Raw genomic sequence first — 13,460 nt, 5'->3', positions numbered from 1 at the left:
AGAATGTTTTGAACGACCGCGTTGCAACCGACGTCTGGTACAGGAATCCTGCCAATCAGAAATTGTTCGCGGTAGTCCTTCTCCTTGTTATTGGCATTTTTCTTGAATGCATTGTACATTACCGGTACGGTATTTCTACCGTCTACACGCACTTTTATTACCTGATCGTCGTCATTGCCGGGCTCTGGTACGGAAGAAAAGCGATATGGGTCGCCCTCTTCTTCGGGACTCTTCACATTGACGTGAGCTGGCTCGCACAGGGGACATTCCCGTTCGATGCGCTGCTCCGTGCCCTGATGCTCATTATCGTGGCCGGTCTGATCGGGACGGTCGTGGAACAGATGAAGAAATACCAGGACCGGGTCCTCGTCCAGAACTCTGAGTTACAGCTGGTGAATGTGCAGCTCGATGCCTCCCGGCAGGCCTTCCTTGTCGCGAACAAAAAACTCAAACTGCTCTCCAGCATCACCCGGCACGATATCAGGAACCAGCTCACGGCGCTGCTTGCGTACATCGAACTCTCAAAAATGACCGTACAGGACCCTGAGCTGAAAAAGACCATCGATAAGGAAGAGGTCGTGGCAAACAATATCCTCCGCCAGATCGAGTTCACGAAGACCTATGAGGATATCGGGGTCAGGGCCCCGCAGTGGCAGAACGTGGCAGAGCAGATTTCCCTCCTCTCACCACCGCTTAACCAGGCCGGGGTACACCTCTCGGTTTCGACCGGGGATCTCCAGGTCTATGCAGACCCGCTCCTGGAAAAAGTGTTCGAGAACCTGATCGACAACTCGCTCCGGCACGGCGAACATGTCCGGAATATTGAGGTCAGATACGAGAAAAGGGACACCGGCCTCGTCCTTATGTACAGGGATGATGGCGCCGGTGTACCGGATAAGGACAAAAAGCGGATCTTCGAAAAGGGTTTTGGCAAAAACACCGGCCTCGGGTTGTTCCTGACCCGGGAGATCCTCTCGATCACCGGGCTTTCAATCCAGGAATGCGGGCTGTACGGCAGCGGCGTGCTCTTTGAGATACTGGTACCGGAAGGCTGTTACCGGATCGGCTGAAAAACCCGTTGCCACCGGAGCCTGGCCGTAAACACCTGCTCATCAGGCAAGGCGCGTAACCCCGGCGTAATTATGGCCCGGAAACGGTCACCCGGGACGGCAAAGACCATCAGGGCCGGGCCCGTGATCCCGGCAAACGACCTGAGGTGTTGCAGCAGCTCCTGGTCCGGTGCCGGTAAGGCACCCTTCGCATGAACCCCTCATTGACTTTTCCCGGGGCATTTTGCATTCCGGTTCCCCTTGCATAAGGGAACAGGGTACGCCTGCGGTATGCGGGCAGGAAAAGACGGAAAGGAAATTCATAAAAAAACTGCTCTCCAGAAATCCATTTTTAAATTTGTGCGAGCCCCCTCCTCTTCGCGCCACCTGTCCTCCGAGGGGGACGGGGCGCACATGCGATGCTTTTCGTATTACCTGTGCCGGGGGTATGCCCGAGTACTGGTAATACGGCGCTATCGCGAAGCGGGGGGTGCCACAAGCGTGCGGGGGCGAAGGCAAAAAGTGCCGGAGACCTGAAAAGAAGCGTCCATGCAATCTGCTCACGGAGTTCTACAGATCTAAAAAACAAGGAACCGGGACAAAAGTTCCCGATCCCGTACCGGGTCAGGAAAAAATTCATCCCTCATTCGTTCTGCGGCGGTTTTTCCTGTTTTTCTTTAAAGTATTTTTCGGCACCGCTCCCGATCACGACGCCTGCCTTCCTGAGGAGGTAGTACGCGGCTGCAAGCCCGATGATAATGATCCCTATCCCGATAAGTTCGCCGCCATTGGTGGATGACGGGTCAAGCAGGATCACCTTCCGTGCAATCGCGATGATGGCAAGCAGCACGACAACCTCCACGTGGATCACGTTGTCGGTGATATAGGCCTTCATCGTATCCAGCAGTTCCACCGTGATGAGCACGAGCAGGAACCCGGCGAGTACTGCGACCAGTTCGCCGGTCGCGAGGAGTCCCGGGGGATAACTGGTCAGGCCCGTGATGAGCAGGTAGACCAGTTCGGCAATCGCAGAGACCAGCACCACGGCAAGCAGGATAATAAGGACGGCATAGACTACACGTTCAAATTTGTTGATGTATTCCAGCATTATGTATCACCCGGGGGAATCAGGTCCGGTTGTGCAGGGTCGTACAACCTGACCACATCGCCAATGACGATGACTGCCGGGGGCTTCACACCGGCCTGTACGGCCACCTCACCGATGGTCGATAAGGACCCTGTTGTGACCCGGCGGTCCTTTCTCAGCCCGCGCTCGATAATGGCAACCGGCGTCCCGGCATCTTTTCCGTTTGCCAGGAGGGCCCGGGCAATTGTTCCCAGGTTTGCCACCCCCATCAGGACGACGATGGTGCCCCGGCTCTGCGCGAGCAGTTTCCAGTCGAGCGCGGGTTCGGGTTTCGCCGGGTCCTCGTGGCCGGTGAGGATGGTTACCTGGGAGGCATACTTCCGGTGCGTGACCGGTATGCCCACCGAAGCGGGAACGGCGAGCGCACTGGAGACGCCCGGCACCATCTCTGTTTCGATTCCCGCCGCTTTGAGGGTTTCGATCTCCTCCCCGCCCCGGCCAAAGAGGAACGGGTCGCCGCCCTTGAGCCGGACAACAACCCGGTTTTTCCGGGCCCGGTCGACCATCAGGGACTCGATCTCGTGCTGCTCCAGCGTGTGCCGGCCGCCGAACTTGCCGCAGTCGATCTTTTCTGCACGTGCCGGGAGGGTTGAAAGGATCTCTTCGCCGGGCAGCTGGTCGTAGAAGATGACCTCTGCCGCGTCGATAATCTCAGCTGCCCGCTGCGTGAGGAGCCCCGTGCCGCCCGGGCCGGAACCCACGAGATAAACTTTACCGGTCATAGGAAATCCCGAGTGTATGATACGCGTCTGCAATCAGGTCGCCGGCCCGCTCCCGCAGGGTTTTGCCCTGTGCCCGTGCCTCGTCAAGCGTCCCGATCTTCTTTTCGATACGTTCTGTCCGTTTCCCGTCCAGCGAGAGGACTTCAGCGATCAGGTGCCCTTCTTTACAATAAATACCCATGGGAGTAAAGCACCCGGCACCCACCTGCTCCATCACTGCCCGCTCGATGGCCACATCTTTGCGGGTTTCGGGATGATCGAGTGCGGAGAGCAGTTCCATGAGCGAGGGGTCTGCCCGGCTCACCACTGCGATGGTGCCCTGGTTGGGCGTGGGGACAAACTTTTCCGGGGGCAGCATTTCCCCCGGGATCCGGATCCCCAGCCGGGAAAGGCCGGCCTCGGCAAGGACGATGGCATTGTACTGCCCCTCGTTGAGTTTCCTTATTCTCGTGTCCACGTTCCCCCTCAGGTCTTTTATTGTGAGGTCCGGGTCGTGGCGCAGGAGCTGGGCCCGGCGCCGTGTGCTCGACGTCCCGATAACGGTTACTGCCGCGACCGGGCCGGTACAGGCGAGGAAATCGGCAGGGGAATCGCGGGGGAGGATCGCGGAAGTGACAAGGCCCGAGGGGCGTATCGCAGGGATATCCTTCATGCTGTGCACCGCACAGTCGATCTCGTTATTGAGGATGGCGTCATCGAGCGCCCGGACAAAGACCCCCTGCTTTCCTATCTCATGGAGAGGGACACCGGTGATCTCGTCGCCCTGCGTGCTGATGATTATCTGTTCGACGTCGATACCGAGGGCACGGATTTTCTTTATCACAGTGCCGGTCTGGGCGAGCGCCAGCCTGCTGCCCCGGGTCCCGATCCTCACCGGCAAACAGCATACCCCCCGGTGATGGCCTCGAGATCTTTTGCCGAATGCGCCACGGAAAGGAAGTTTGTCTCGAACTGGGAGGGCGGGAGGAAGACCCCTTGTTCCAGCATCTTCTGCCAGAACCGGGTAAAGGCTGCCGTGTCACACTCTTTAACCTCGGTGTAGTTCTGCGGTGCCGCGGCCCTGAAGAAGTACTTGAACATCGAGCCGATCCGGACAAATGACCCGCCGGTCCCGCCGCCGATCGATTCCCCGATTGCCCGGGCCTTCTCTGCAAGGTCCGGATAGATCCCGGGATGGTCGTGCAGCCAGCGGACGGTCGCGATCCCGGCTGCAAGAGAGAGGGGGTTTCCCGAGAAGGTTCCAGCCTGGTAGACCGGGCCCTGCGGTGCCACCTGCTGCATGATCTCCCGCCGGCCGCAGAATGCACCGATGGGCAGCCCCCCGCCGATGATCTTCCCGAGCGTGGTAAGATCGGGCCTGACGCCGAACTTCACCTGTGCGCCGCCGATGCCGAGGCGGTAGCCGGTGATCACTTCATCGAAGATTAACAGGACGTCGTGGGCCCTGGTGATCCCCCGGACATCCTTAAGATAGCCGTCTTTCGGGAGCACCGGCCCGATGTTCCCGAGCACCGGTTCGATGATGAGTGCGGCAATATCGGCATTTTTCGCGAGCAGGGTTTCGAGGGCCTCAGGATCGTTGTAGGGCAGTTGCCGCGTATGGGCGACGAGCGCCGCAAGGACGCCGGCGGAGTCGGGAACGCCCATGGTGGTCGCGCCCGAGCCGGCTTTTACCAGCACCGCATCGTGGGCGCCGTGGAACCCCCCTTCGATCTTTACGATATCGGATTTGCCGGTAAATCCCCGGGCAAGACGGATCGCGGCCATCGTCGCCTCCGATCCGCTCGACACGAACCGGATCATGTCCATGCCCGGGTGATCCCCGGTGACCAGCCGGGCAAATTCCGGTTCGTACGGTGTCGGCGTGCCATAGAGCCAGCCCTTTTCCAGCTGGGCGGCAATCGCTTTTTTTATTTCAGGATGGGCATGGCCGAGAAGGAGGGGGCCATAGGCCATGCAGCAGTCGACAAGGGTCGCGCCGTCAACGGTGGTGATATGCGCACCTTCTGCGTGCGCCGTATAGAACGGATAGGGTTTTATTGCCCGGACCGGGCTCGAAACGCCGCCGGGCATCAGGGTTTGTGCTTTGGCAAAAAGGTCCCCGCTCTTCATTTCAGCCACCCGCAGGCATCGCAGGCAAAATAGGTGATGATGAGGTCGGCCCCCGCCCGCTTGATGCAGGTAAGGGATTCAAGGACGGTCGCTTTTTCGTCGATCCAGCCGCGTTCGGCCGCCGCCTTTATCATCGCGTACTCCCCGCTCACCTGGTACGCGGCGACCGGGAGGCCGAGGGTCGCAATTTCCGCAAGCACGTCGAGGTAGGGGCCGGCGGGTTTGACCATCAGGATATCGGCGCCTTCCTCCATGTCGAGCCTGGATTCGAGGTACGCTTCGCGGCCGTTTGCCGGGTTCATCTGGTAGGTGCTGCGGTCGCCGAACGAATACCCGGACTCTGCGGCCTCACGGAACGGGCCGTACAGGGCGGACGAGAACTTGGTCGAGTACGACATGATGAGCACGTCCTCGTACCCTTCGTCATCGAGCGCCATCCTGATCGACCGCACCATCCCGTCGAGCATGCACGACGGGGCGACGATGTCGGCGCCGGCCTCGGCATGGCTCGCCGCAATCCGGTTCATGAGGAGGAGCGACTCGTCATTTAAGAGGTCTTTTCCGCCGCAGCGGTTCCCGCCCACGATCCCGCAGTGCCCGTGGCTCGTGTACTCGCAGGCGCAGACATCGGTGATGACCACCATCCCTGGATACGCTGCTTTGATGCGCCGGACTGCCTGCTGGACGACCCCTTCGGGATCATAGGCGCTGGTCGCCGCCTCGTCCTTGTGCGCCGGGATGCCAAAGAGAAGGACTGCCTTTATGCCCCGGTCCCACATCTTCCCGGCAATACCCGCAATCCCGTCTACCGGGTACCGGAACTGCCCGGGCATGGACACGATCGGTTTTTCGGTCGCTGTGGTCTCATCCACAAACAGGGGGGCGACGAGATCGTTCCTGGTGAGCGTGGTCTCGCACAAAAGCGGTTGGATAGTACGGGACCTTACCCGCCTCATTCGTCGCTGGAGAAACATGTGCACCATACCTCGAACCTAGATGATAACAGATTGCAGATGCATCGTATTTATGGTTATATTATACGGGTTACCGGTCTCCTTTTACATCCCGGGAACTGGCGGCAACCTATATCCCGTTTCCGGGTTTACTTGTGATACATGCAGAGATCCTTATTCCTCGGCCTCGCCCTGATTGCCTGTGCCGCCCTTTTTTGCGCCGGGTGCATATCGTCGCCCGGCACGCAGGCTGCACCGGTCCCCGCCGCACCTGCCCAGGCGGCAAATGTATCCCTTGCCCCGCTCGCGCTTGCCCCGGCCGATATGCCGTCCGGTTATACCCTTCTTTCCGGCCGGCAGAAATCGGCTGGCGAGATGGGTACGCTTGCAAAAGATCTCGGGTGGCAGCAGGGCTACGTCACGGTCTATTCCTTAAACGATACGGCGGGGCAGTCCGCAATCACCCAGACCATCGCGGTGTACGCCGGGAAAAATATGTCCGATCTTGTATCTCTCGTTTATACCACAGAACGGCAGGAAAAGGGCCTTAACTTTACCGATCTGCCGCTGCCTGCAACCGGACCCGACACCCGGGCATTTATTGCCACCGCGGCAGACGCTACCCCGTCCTCCACGGCCACGGAGGGTACGATCATGCTCGCCGCGGGTACATCCGCCCCGTCAGAGGGGTACGCGGAAGTCATTTTTGCCAAAGGCGATATCCTCGAAGTGATCCGGATGACCGGCCCTGGTGCACACAACGACGTGCTCACTCCCCTTGCAGAGACGGCATACGCAAAACTCGGGTGACCGGGATCTGGAAAAAAACCCTTTTCGTTTTTCTTTTTTGCGAGAAGAACCGGCCGGTTCGGGCATTCGCGTGCTTTTTCGTTGCCGGGCACCATGGCGGTTCCGGCACCGGCTCCCTGTCCCGGCAGGATCTCACTCCGGTGTATTCTTGCTTACGGGCGATACGGCCCCGGTCGTGCCCCGCGTAAGGGCCTGCACGAGCGCTTCGGCGGCACCGCGATCGCCTTCTTCGGCGCACGCCCGTATCGATGCGGTCGCATCCGTGAGGATCTTCTTCGTGAGCACCCGGGTCAGGTCGTCAATCACTTCGGCAGTCCGGTCATCTGCGCCGCCAAGCCGGGAGAGCGCCCGGTCCCGCTCGCGCAGGCGCACGGCTTCGGCCCAGGTGTGCAGGGCCGCGATGCAGTCGTCGGCGGATTTCCGGTGCAGCTGGCGGATGAAAAGTTCCAGCTCCTCGTTGACAAACGCTGCGGCCCGTTCCGCCTCGACCCTGCGGGTGCTCATGGTCTGCTCGTTTACTTCCCGCAGGTCGTCGATGGTAAAGAGATGGACGCCGTCGATTGTCCCCGACCCTTCCTCGACATCCCGGGGCTGGGCGATGTCGATCAGGATGAGCGGGCGGGGGTGGCCTTCGACCGGCCAGCACCGGGCCCGCATCGCCTCTTTTAAGTCCGCCCTGTGAATGACCGGGTGGGGTGCCGACGTGCACGAGATCACAACATCGGAGAGGGTGATGTAATGATAGAGTTCGTTGAGCCGGACCGCCTTTCCGCCAATCTTCTCCGCGAGCTTGACCGCACGCCCGAACGTGCGGTTCGCGACATAGATCGCGGTCAGCTGCTTTGCGGCGAGCGCCTGGGCAACGAGAAGGCCCATCTCGCCGCTCCCGACCACAAGGATGTGCCGGCCTTCGAGCGTCCCGAGTTCTGTCTCGGCAAGGAGCACCGCGGCAGACCCGACCGAGACGGCGCCCCGGTTGATCTGGGTGTGCCGGCGCACCCCGATGCCCACGTGGACGGCCTTGTTGATGCAGAGTTCCAGGAAACTGCCGGCGGTGCCGGCAGATTCTGCATCGGCGAGCGCTTTCTTGAGCTGCCCGATGATCTGGTCCTCGCCGACAATCATCGATTCGATGCCGGCAGCAAGCGAGAGGAGGTGGCGGAGCGCGTCCCGGCCTTCGAGCAGGAAGAACCCCGATCTGCCCTGCCCGGCAAGGAAGTCCCGGAGCGCCCCGGCGTCGCCCTCGACCATTATCTCGACGCGGTTGCAGGTCTGGAGGAGGAGGACGCCCCGGAACCTCCTGCCTGCGGCCTCAAGGAATCCCGGCTCGTCACCGAACCGGAAGGCTTCAAGCGCCATCACGTCGGCAGTGTGGTGGCTGACACCGGCGATGGCGATCCGTGCATCGGGGTCAGTCATGGAGGTACTTCTCCCTTACCCGTTCCCACGCACGCGCCGGCGACTCCGGGAGAAGCGACCAGACCGTCTTGTCGCGGAGCACCGCCGAGAGTACCCTGCGGCGCTCTTCCGGGTTTGTCTTTCTGCCCCTGAGCGCATCCCTTAAGCGGTGCTGGAGCACGATCATCGCATCGAGCGACGGGTAGTTTTTCTCGATCTCCTGCCGGATGAACCGGGAGACCGCCGGGCTCTCGCTCCCGGTGCTGATCGCGATCGTGTAGTGCTCGCCCATCGTCATCGCCGGGATGACCACGTCGCCGGGCTCGCCGTCCGCGTTGTTGAAGAGCACGCCATGCTCTTTGCAGAGCGCCCCGATCCGGTCGTTCTGTTCCCGGTCGGAGAGCGCCCCGATGACCAGGAACGCCGGCGCGATGATCAGGTCGAGCTCTGCATCCGTCGCCGTCCGGGTGTCGAGCGTCTGGATCTGGACCGGCAGCGCCCGGCTGGACGGGGAAAACGTCCTGCTGACCATGAGGACTTCCGCCTCTTGTGCGAAATGCCCGGCCTTGCGTGCCGCTACCTCCCCTCCCCCGAATATGACGACCTGTTTTCCCGTGCACTCCACGAAGAGAGGAATCATTGATCAATAGATAGAGCGATTGCGTTACATTAAGATATCACATCCGGATCCGGGACAGCAGGCACCCCATCTCCATCTTCATCTCCATCCCCATCCACCACCTCCAGCGTCTCCGGGGGCGGCGCCCGGCAAATACGCCCATATTGTGCCCAGAGTTCGATATACTTAAATTCTATGAGTGACCACACTTTAGAGCACACTGCGCCGATAGTGTAGTGGTTATCACTAGGCGTTGCCAACGCCTAAACCCGGGTTCGAGTCCCGGTCGGCGCATATTGCCTTGACGTTCGAGGCGCTTACTATTTTCGATATTCCCTTAATCTGATAGATCTAACAATTTTGAATCATGACTTACTTTTGAATATATAATAATATATATTTTACTGGATTTGATTAAGTCGGAATCCCAATCGGCGCACTGTGCCTTGTTATTCTAGGATTTAATCCTCTTGAATTTTGCAAAATTCCTCATTCCACTATTATTAATAACGAGAAGTTCTACAATTATACCATATATGAACCAAATCATTGTTCATGGTAAACACGAAACTGAATGGGTTACGATATCAAAAGATGAATATGAATCCATGAGCAAAACTATCGAGGTCCTTTCTGATAAAGATTTAATGTGCCAAATAAATAAAGGCAGGATGAAGGGAGTTCAATCCAGAGATTTTGAAGATATTGCGAAAGACCTCGGAATCTAAAATTCATCCTTGTGTTTAATCGCCTCAATATACACAATTTTGGCATTGATATCTATTGTATAGACAATTCTGAATTTTCTCTCGAAATAAAGCTCCCAATAACCATGAAGCGGTTTTTTAAGGGGCTTCCCATAACTATCTGGATTCTCTTTTAGCTTCCGAATCTTTTTTGCGAAACGTACTTGTATCTCACGATCATATTTCGCCAATTGTTTTTCAGGTTCCGGTTTCATTTTTATTTTGTACGTTTCCATATAACCTCGGAATTAGATCGGTTTAATCGGGACCATACGCATTGACTATTTTTTTAATTTTTTCAATGTCCTCTTTAGAACATTTACTAGGCATACATACTATTGCTTTTAACCCGGTTGAGGTCAAAACCTCAAATCTTACCATATCGATTTTTCCCTCAAAATCATCTTTTTCATCTGATGGGTTTTCTTTAGGGGGATTTTCTTTAGCAACCTTCGGAATTTTTTGGCCATTCGGTTCCGGCGGGGAGTTTTCTGGAGATGGTTTTCCTTGACCGAGCAGATCCTCTAATTCCGGAACATTAGTGGGAATTAATAACCGACTATTTTCATCTAGTACACCAACATACTGTGCGCTTTCGATGAATGAATCAACCGCAATATCAAGAACATTTGTAGCGATTTTCAAATGATAGAATTCTATTCGCAATAAATCCCGATTTGGCAATATAGTTTCGTTATATTTGGTTACAATGTTTGAATATACCTCCGAATTTTCAAAAGATTGAATTAGCAATTGCTTCTTTTGGCTATCCCCATTCGGAGGAAATAATATAAGAATCCCCAACTCCGTGGGTTTTATTAATTGATCAGACCTTTCAATGAGACCAAAAATTTCAGAACTGCTTGTTAAATACGAAAATCGTCTGTTATTTGCAGAGTTGATGTTCATCTCGGATAAGATTGAACCAATCTGCGCACCCTTTCGCCCCCCAATTTTATGAACAATGCTAAGATAATTGAAGCATTCTTTTAGACTGTAATAAGGATATTTTACACTTTTCTCCCGACTTTTTTTAATAACAGGATTCTTTGCGTCACCGTTTACGGATTTTGTAGTCCCTGCCTCTTTAATTCCTTCATCTTTGGACCCATTTGAATTACCAATATCCTCAGTCATAGCGATCAATAACATACTGGATACTTAAATTTATAAAACTTTCTCTAAAAATATGTTTTAAACATTAGATTATTTGTTCAAATTTGGGTTACTTATAAATTCTTTATAAGAGAGCATAATGCGAATGTGAAATCTTACAAGATGTCTCGAACATGTAATATTACCAACCTGCTAACAATTTAGGACCTGACAAAAACCCTCAGTCGAAGGTATTTCAAAGAAAACATATAATCACGTATAAAATCACATAAGAAAAAATTTGAAATTCAGGGTTTAAAATTCATCGATACATCGTGATTTATCGTCAGGACTTCCTTTTCATGTCGGGTCAGGGTATATTCATCAATCTCATCGTCTTTTAGCAGGAGTTTTCGCCCGCGCTCTTTCAAAGCCAACCGTGGATCATATTCAGATTTTTTCGATTTGCGAGGTTTCTTCTCCGGGAGACCAAAAAATGGAGATTCAGGAGGTTTGGACATCGTCTAACCCCTTGAAAATGGCCTGCTCATCCGGTTGTGATTTCTCCTTGCTGTGAACGAGCCATTTATGGGAATGAACGAAGGTTACCGGCAAGCCGTGATGATCTTCCTGTTCTACAAGATATTTTACGAGACGTCTGACATCATTTCTTTTAGATTTGTCACCACGTACTGTCCTTGAAGTTATGCCGGTCGCAGTCCCGTTTGTAATCTCATGCCACATCCAGTTGAGACGGTTATAACGGACATAAGGTTTTATCCAGAGGATATGGGCATGCTCCGGAGGAACTCCGACAAGAACCCCAACATACGGTATGGAAGACTTCTTGTTCCTGCCAACAATGCGTATGATAAGTGCATTGAAACAGTCCTCCAGGTTGAGGGAAGAGCCCCGAGGAAGGCTGATCGTCAGAAGTTCAATACGGCCAGCGGCATGTACTTTGCAAAAATCAAAGAGACCGTTTGAAAAGGTGTCGAGGTCGCCCTTCATAAATAGTTCACCTTTTCAATCCTCCTTTCAGTCGTCAAGGTGTTCCTAACAAGTAATAGAGGGAAAGGCGGCAGGGCCCCGCGCTGCGCGCGGGGGCCCCCCTGCCGCACGTTGCTACGAGCATCCCCACCCCTTCGGGGTCGCTCGGACGCCTCATCGGGTCCTCGCTGGGCAAGGAGATCGTTAGCCTCCGCTCCGCTAATAGGGAAATCCTGTTCTCTCAACAGAATCACCGGGCAGAGATCTTTGGTTGTTCGTCAACTATCCGTAACAGTCCACATCTTTCCAGCGCTCGTGCCGCAATCTGATCAAGCGGACTTAAAGCGGCAAAGATATCCCTCGTAATTGTGAGGGAGGGCTGAGAATACTTCTTATCGTAGTCACTGACTATCTTTGACATTTTAAATCACCTTTCGTGATCAGGAGAAACCGGGGATTGACGCGGTATCATAGAGCGCCGGTTCTCCTACGCTTTTGCCGTTCGGCATCAGCGTTGCATCGGTTGCCAAAAGGCAACCGGAGGCGGTAGTAGTTCCAAAACAGACTTAAGTAAAAGCAACATTTTGGCATTGTTCTGCGTCAGCAGTACTGAACAATCATTATCAGTACTGGTCTCAAATGTTGTTTTTACAGGCCAAGTAGAACTACTTGATACTAAATCCTATATTCGAGCTTCCGGATAATAATCGTTTTCCCGCCGAAACAAAATTCGTTAACTGACGTTAACCGGTTGCTTTCTCATTTGGTTGAGGATCTCCATGAAAACGGCCTGCACTTTCGGATTTTCTGCAAGCATTCTCCGGATATCAGTCGCGCTTTCTGATACTTCCTGTTCTGCCTGCTGGGTCAATGGGTGACCGCAGGTTGAGCAATAGTTTGATGTTGGGGGGTTGATGGTTGAACAGTGGAGGCATTGGTGCGGTTTAAGCCCCCGTTCTTTCTTCTTTTCGGGAACGTCAATGCCATAAAGCCGCAGCATCTCGTTATCTACATCCTGCCCCGTTAGATGAAGATAGGTTTTGAGCATGCGGCTGTCCTGCGATCCCCATGCAACCGCCTTTATGACACTCTCGCTGATGCCCTCCCGGACAAGGTGGGTTATGCGGGAATGCCGGAATACGTGGGGATTGACCCGTTTGTTTACACCGGCCCGGGCTGCTATCCGGTCGAGCTGACGGCTTACCTGTGCATGGGTCAGCGGGTCGCCATTTCTGTTAACAAAAACCAGATTATCTCCTTCTGCGATACCGGGATAAATAGAGCGCCAGCGGGAGAGGTAATCGAGAGCCATGACAAGCCGGATGTACCGGGGTTTATCCGTTTTGAAGGAGACGTTTGCGATAACACCGTATTCATCAAATTTGAGATCACTCCATTTGAGCTGTCCGATCTCCCCGATCCGGAATGCACCTTCATAGAGTGTCATGAGAAGCGCCCGGTCGCCATCCCGCTTGCAGGCTTTTACCATCTTGGTTATTTCATCCGGAGTGAGGAGATCCGATGCGGTCGTTGTCATCGGGTCCCGACCGGGGGCTTTTATCTCGTGGATCTGGTCGCGGGTAATTTTTGTGAGTTTGTTTTTTGCGAGCCAGGTATAGAACTGTTTGAGAACCTTGAGGAAGTCGCTGACCGTGTTTGCTTTGTAGGGTTTGCCGGTGAGGGATTTTTTCTTTTTTAAGTCCATTACACCCTTGTAGAGATCATTAATGGCGCATTGATTGAAGGATTTTGGCAGGATTTTACGCCAACCTACAAGCGTGAATGTGATTTTATTGACACGGGCTGTAGAGATACCCAC

Annotated in this window: 15 protein-coding genes and 1 tRNA gene; 4 read left to right on the top strand and 12 right to left on the bottom strand. The window is 54.8% G+C overall.

All coding sequences use genetic code 11. The features are described 5' to 3' along the window. The first annotated feature begins 8 nt into the window (after nucleotides 1-8). Nucleotides 9-1,070 carry a sensor histidine kinase gene (locus ACLQMU_RS01435; protein ID WP_422149424.1) on the top strand — a complete coding sequence of 354 codons (1,062 nt, stop codon included), beginning with the start codon at nucleotides 9-11 and terminating at the stop codon, nucleotides 1,068-1,070. A 622-nt stretch (nucleotides 1,071-1,692) separates the two neighbouring features. On the opposite strand, the gene ACLQMU_RS01430 is transcribed toward ACLQMU_RS01435, so the two are convergent. The 5 genes from ACLQMU_RS01430 to hemB are packed head-to-tail and all read right to left on the bottom strand — an operon-like array spanning nucleotide 1,693 to nucleotide 6,004. Further along, the gene (locus tag ACLQMU_RS01430; protein ID WP_422149423.1) at nucleotides 1,693-2,157 is read right to left on the bottom strand and encodes a phosphate-starvation-inducible PsiE family protein; all 465 of its coding nucleotides are present in this window, start codon (nucleotides 2,155-2,157) and stop codon (nucleotides 1,693-1,695) included. Beyond that, entirely contained in the window at nucleotides 2,157-2,918 is a 762-nt protein-coding gene (gene cobA, locus ACLQMU_RS01425) for a uroporphyrinogen-III C-methyltransferase (protein WP_422149422.1), read from the bottom strand. Before cobA ends, ACLQMU_RS01430 begins: the two co-directional genes overlap by 1 nt. Then, nucleotides 2,908-3,798, bottom strand: a complete 891-nt coding sequence (gene hemC, locus ACLQMU_RS01420; RefSeq protein WP_424040635.1) for a hydroxymethylbilane synthase — start codon at nucleotides 3,796-3,798, stop codon at nucleotides 2,908-2,910. Before hemC ends, cobA begins: the two co-directional genes overlap by 11 nt. Next, entirely contained in the window at nucleotides 3,789-5,030 is a 1,242-nt protein-coding gene (hemL, locus tag ACLQMU_RS01415; protein ID WP_422149420.1) for a glutamate-1-semialdehyde 2,1-aminomutase, read from the bottom strand. The genes hemC and hemL overlap by 10 nt, the downstream gene beginning before the upstream one ends. Further along, nucleotides 5,027-6,004 carry a porphobilinogen synthase gene (hemB, locus tag ACLQMU_RS01410; protein WP_424040638.1) on the bottom strand — a complete coding sequence of 326 codons (978 nt, stop codon included), beginning with the start codon at nucleotides 6,002-6,004 and terminating at the stop codon, nucleotides 5,027-5,029. Before hemB ends, hemL begins: the two co-directional genes overlap by 4 nt. A gap of 141 nt (nucleotides 6,005-6,145) precedes the next feature. On the opposite strand from hemB, the gene ACLQMU_RS01405 reads away from it, so the two are divergent. Continuing rightward, nucleotides 6,146-6,793 (top strand): hypothetical protein, encoded by a 648-nt coding sequence (locus ACLQMU_RS01405; protein ID WP_422149418.1) that lies wholly within the window; start codon nucleotides 6,146-6,148, stop codon nucleotides 6,791-6,793. Nucleotides 6,794-6,925: 132 nt separating this feature from the next. Here ACLQMU_RS01405 and hemA read toward each other — a convergent pair whose 3' ends face one another. Beyond that, nucleotides 6,926-8,212: a glutamyl-tRNA reductase gene (gene hemA, locus ACLQMU_RS01400; RefSeq protein WP_422149417.1), complete on the bottom strand. Its 1,287-nt coding sequence runs from the start codon at nucleotides 8,210-8,212 to the stop codon at nucleotides 6,926-6,928. Then, the gene (locus ACLQMU_RS01395) at nucleotides 8,205-8,831 is read right to left on the bottom strand and encodes a precorrin-2 dehydrogenase/sirohydrochlorin ferrochelatase family protein (protein ID WP_422149416.1); all 627 of its coding nucleotides are present in this window, start codon (nucleotides 8,829-8,831) and stop codon (nucleotides 8,205-8,207) included. The genes hemA and ACLQMU_RS01395 overlap by 8 nt, the downstream gene beginning before the upstream one ends. A 201-nt stretch (nucleotides 8,832-9,032) precedes the next feature. On the opposite strand from ACLQMU_RS01395, the gene ACLQMU_RS01390 reads away from it, so the two are divergent. Beyond that, nucleotides 9,033-9,104: transfer RNA gene (locus ACLQMU_RS01390), tRNA-Gly, on the top strand. A gap of 242 nt (nucleotides 9,105-9,346) precedes the next feature. After that, a complete protein-coding gene (locus ACLQMU_RS01385; RefSeq protein WP_424040291.1) occupies nucleotides 9,347-9,538 on the top strand; it encodes a hypothetical protein in 192 nt (63 codons plus the stop codon). On the opposite strand, the gene ACLQMU_RS01380 is transcribed toward ACLQMU_RS01385, so the two are convergent. From ACLQMU_RS01380 to ACLQMU_RS01360, 5 genes are all read right to left on the bottom strand, one after another. Next, entirely contained in the window at nucleotides 9,535-9,792 is a 258-nt protein-coding gene (locus ACLQMU_RS01380) for a type II toxin-antitoxin system RelE family toxin (protein ID WP_443673503.1), read from the bottom strand. The genes ACLQMU_RS01385 and ACLQMU_RS01380 overlap by 4 nt on opposite strands. Nucleotides 9,793-9,814: 22 nt before the next feature. Further along, nucleotides 9,815-10,693 carry a hypothetical protein gene (locus ACLQMU_RS01375; RefSeq protein WP_443673502.1) on the bottom strand — a complete coding sequence of 293 codons (879 nt, stop codon included), beginning with the start codon at nucleotides 10,691-10,693 and terminating at the stop codon, nucleotides 9,815-9,817. A gap of 266 nt (nucleotides 10,694-10,959) precedes the next feature. Continuing rightward, a complete protein-coding gene (locus ACLQMU_RS01370) occupies nucleotides 10,960-11,172 on the bottom strand; it encodes a hypothetical protein (protein WP_422150536.1) in 213 nt (70 codons plus the stop codon). Beyond that, the gene (locus ACLQMU_RS01365) at nucleotides 11,156-11,662 is read right to left on the bottom strand and encodes a hypothetical protein (RefSeq protein WP_422150535.1); all 507 of its coding nucleotides are present in this window, start codon (nucleotides 11,660-11,662) and stop codon (nucleotides 11,156-11,158) included. The genes ACLQMU_RS01370 and ACLQMU_RS01365 overlap by 17 nt, the downstream gene beginning before the upstream one ends. Nucleotides 11,663-12,374: 712 nt before the next feature. After that, complete coding sequence (locus tag ACLQMU_RS01360) at nucleotides 12,375-13,346, bottom strand: tyrosine-type recombinase/integrase (RefSeq protein ID WP_424039141.1); 972 nt, start codon at nucleotides 13,344-13,346, stop codon at nucleotides 12,375-12,377. Nucleotides 13,347-13,460 lie beyond the last annotated feature (114 nt).

This window comes from Methanoregula sp. (assembly GCF_052325125.1).
Lineage (GTDB): Archaea > Halobacteriota > Methanomicrobia > Methanomicrobiales > Methanospirillaceae > Methanoregula.
The sequence above is the reverse complement of the archived record's forward strand: the minus strand, read 5'-3'. Positions and strand labels throughout refer to the sequence as shown.

Bases quoted from the DNA above. Each gene is read 5' to 3' on its own strand.
- ACLQMU_RS01430 (WP_422149423.1), bottom strand. From the start codon at position 2,157: ATGCTGGAATACATCAACAAATTTGAACGTGTAGTCTATGCCGTCCTT.
- cobA (WP_422149422.1), bottom strand. From the start codon at position 2,918: ATGACCGGTAAAGTTTATCTCGTGGGTTCCGGCCCGGGCGGCACGGGG.
- hemL (WP_422149420.1), bottom strand. From the start codon at position 5,030: ATGAAGAGCGGGGACCTTTTTGCCAAAGCACAAACCCTGATGCCCGGC.
- hemB (WP_424040638.1), bottom strand. From the start codon at position 6,004: ATGTTTCTCCAGCGACGAATGAGGCGGGTAAGGTCCCGTACTATCCAA.
- ACLQMU_RS01405 (WP_422149418.1), top strand. From the start codon at position 6,146: ATGCAGAGATCCTTATTCCTCGGCCTCGCCCTGATTGCCTGTGCCGCC.
- hemA (WP_422149417.1), bottom strand. From the start codon at position 8,212: ATGACTGACCCCGATGCACGGATCGCCATCGCCGGTGTCAGCCACCAC.
- ACLQMU_RS01395 (WP_422149416.1), bottom strand. From the start codon at position 8,831: ATGATTCCTCTCTTCGTGGAGTGCACGGGAAAACAGGTCGTCATATTC.
- ACLQMU_RS01385 (WP_424040291.1), top strand. From the start codon at position 9,347: ATGAACCAAATCATTGTTCATGGTAAACACGAAACTGAATGGGTTACG.
- ACLQMU_RS01380 (WP_443673503.1), bottom strand. From the start codon at position 9,792: ATGGAAACGTACAAAATAAAAATGAAACCGGAACCTGAAAAACAATTG.
- ACLQMU_RS01375 (WP_443673502.1), bottom strand. From the start codon at position 10,693: ATGACTGAGGATATTGGTAATTCAAATGGGTCCAAAGATGAAGGAATT.
- ACLQMU_RS01370 (WP_422150536.1), bottom strand. From the start codon at position 11,172: ATGTCCAAACCTCCTGAATCTCCATTTTTTGGTCTCCCGGAGAAGAAA.
- ACLQMU_RS01365 (WP_422150535.1), bottom strand. From the start codon at position 11,662: ATGAAGGGCGACCTCGACACCTTTTCAAACGGTCTCTTTGATTTTTGC.
- ACLQMU_RS01360 (WP_424039141.1), bottom strand. From the start codon at position 13,346: ATGGACTTAAAAAAGAAAAAATCCCTCACCGGCAAACCCTACAAAGCA.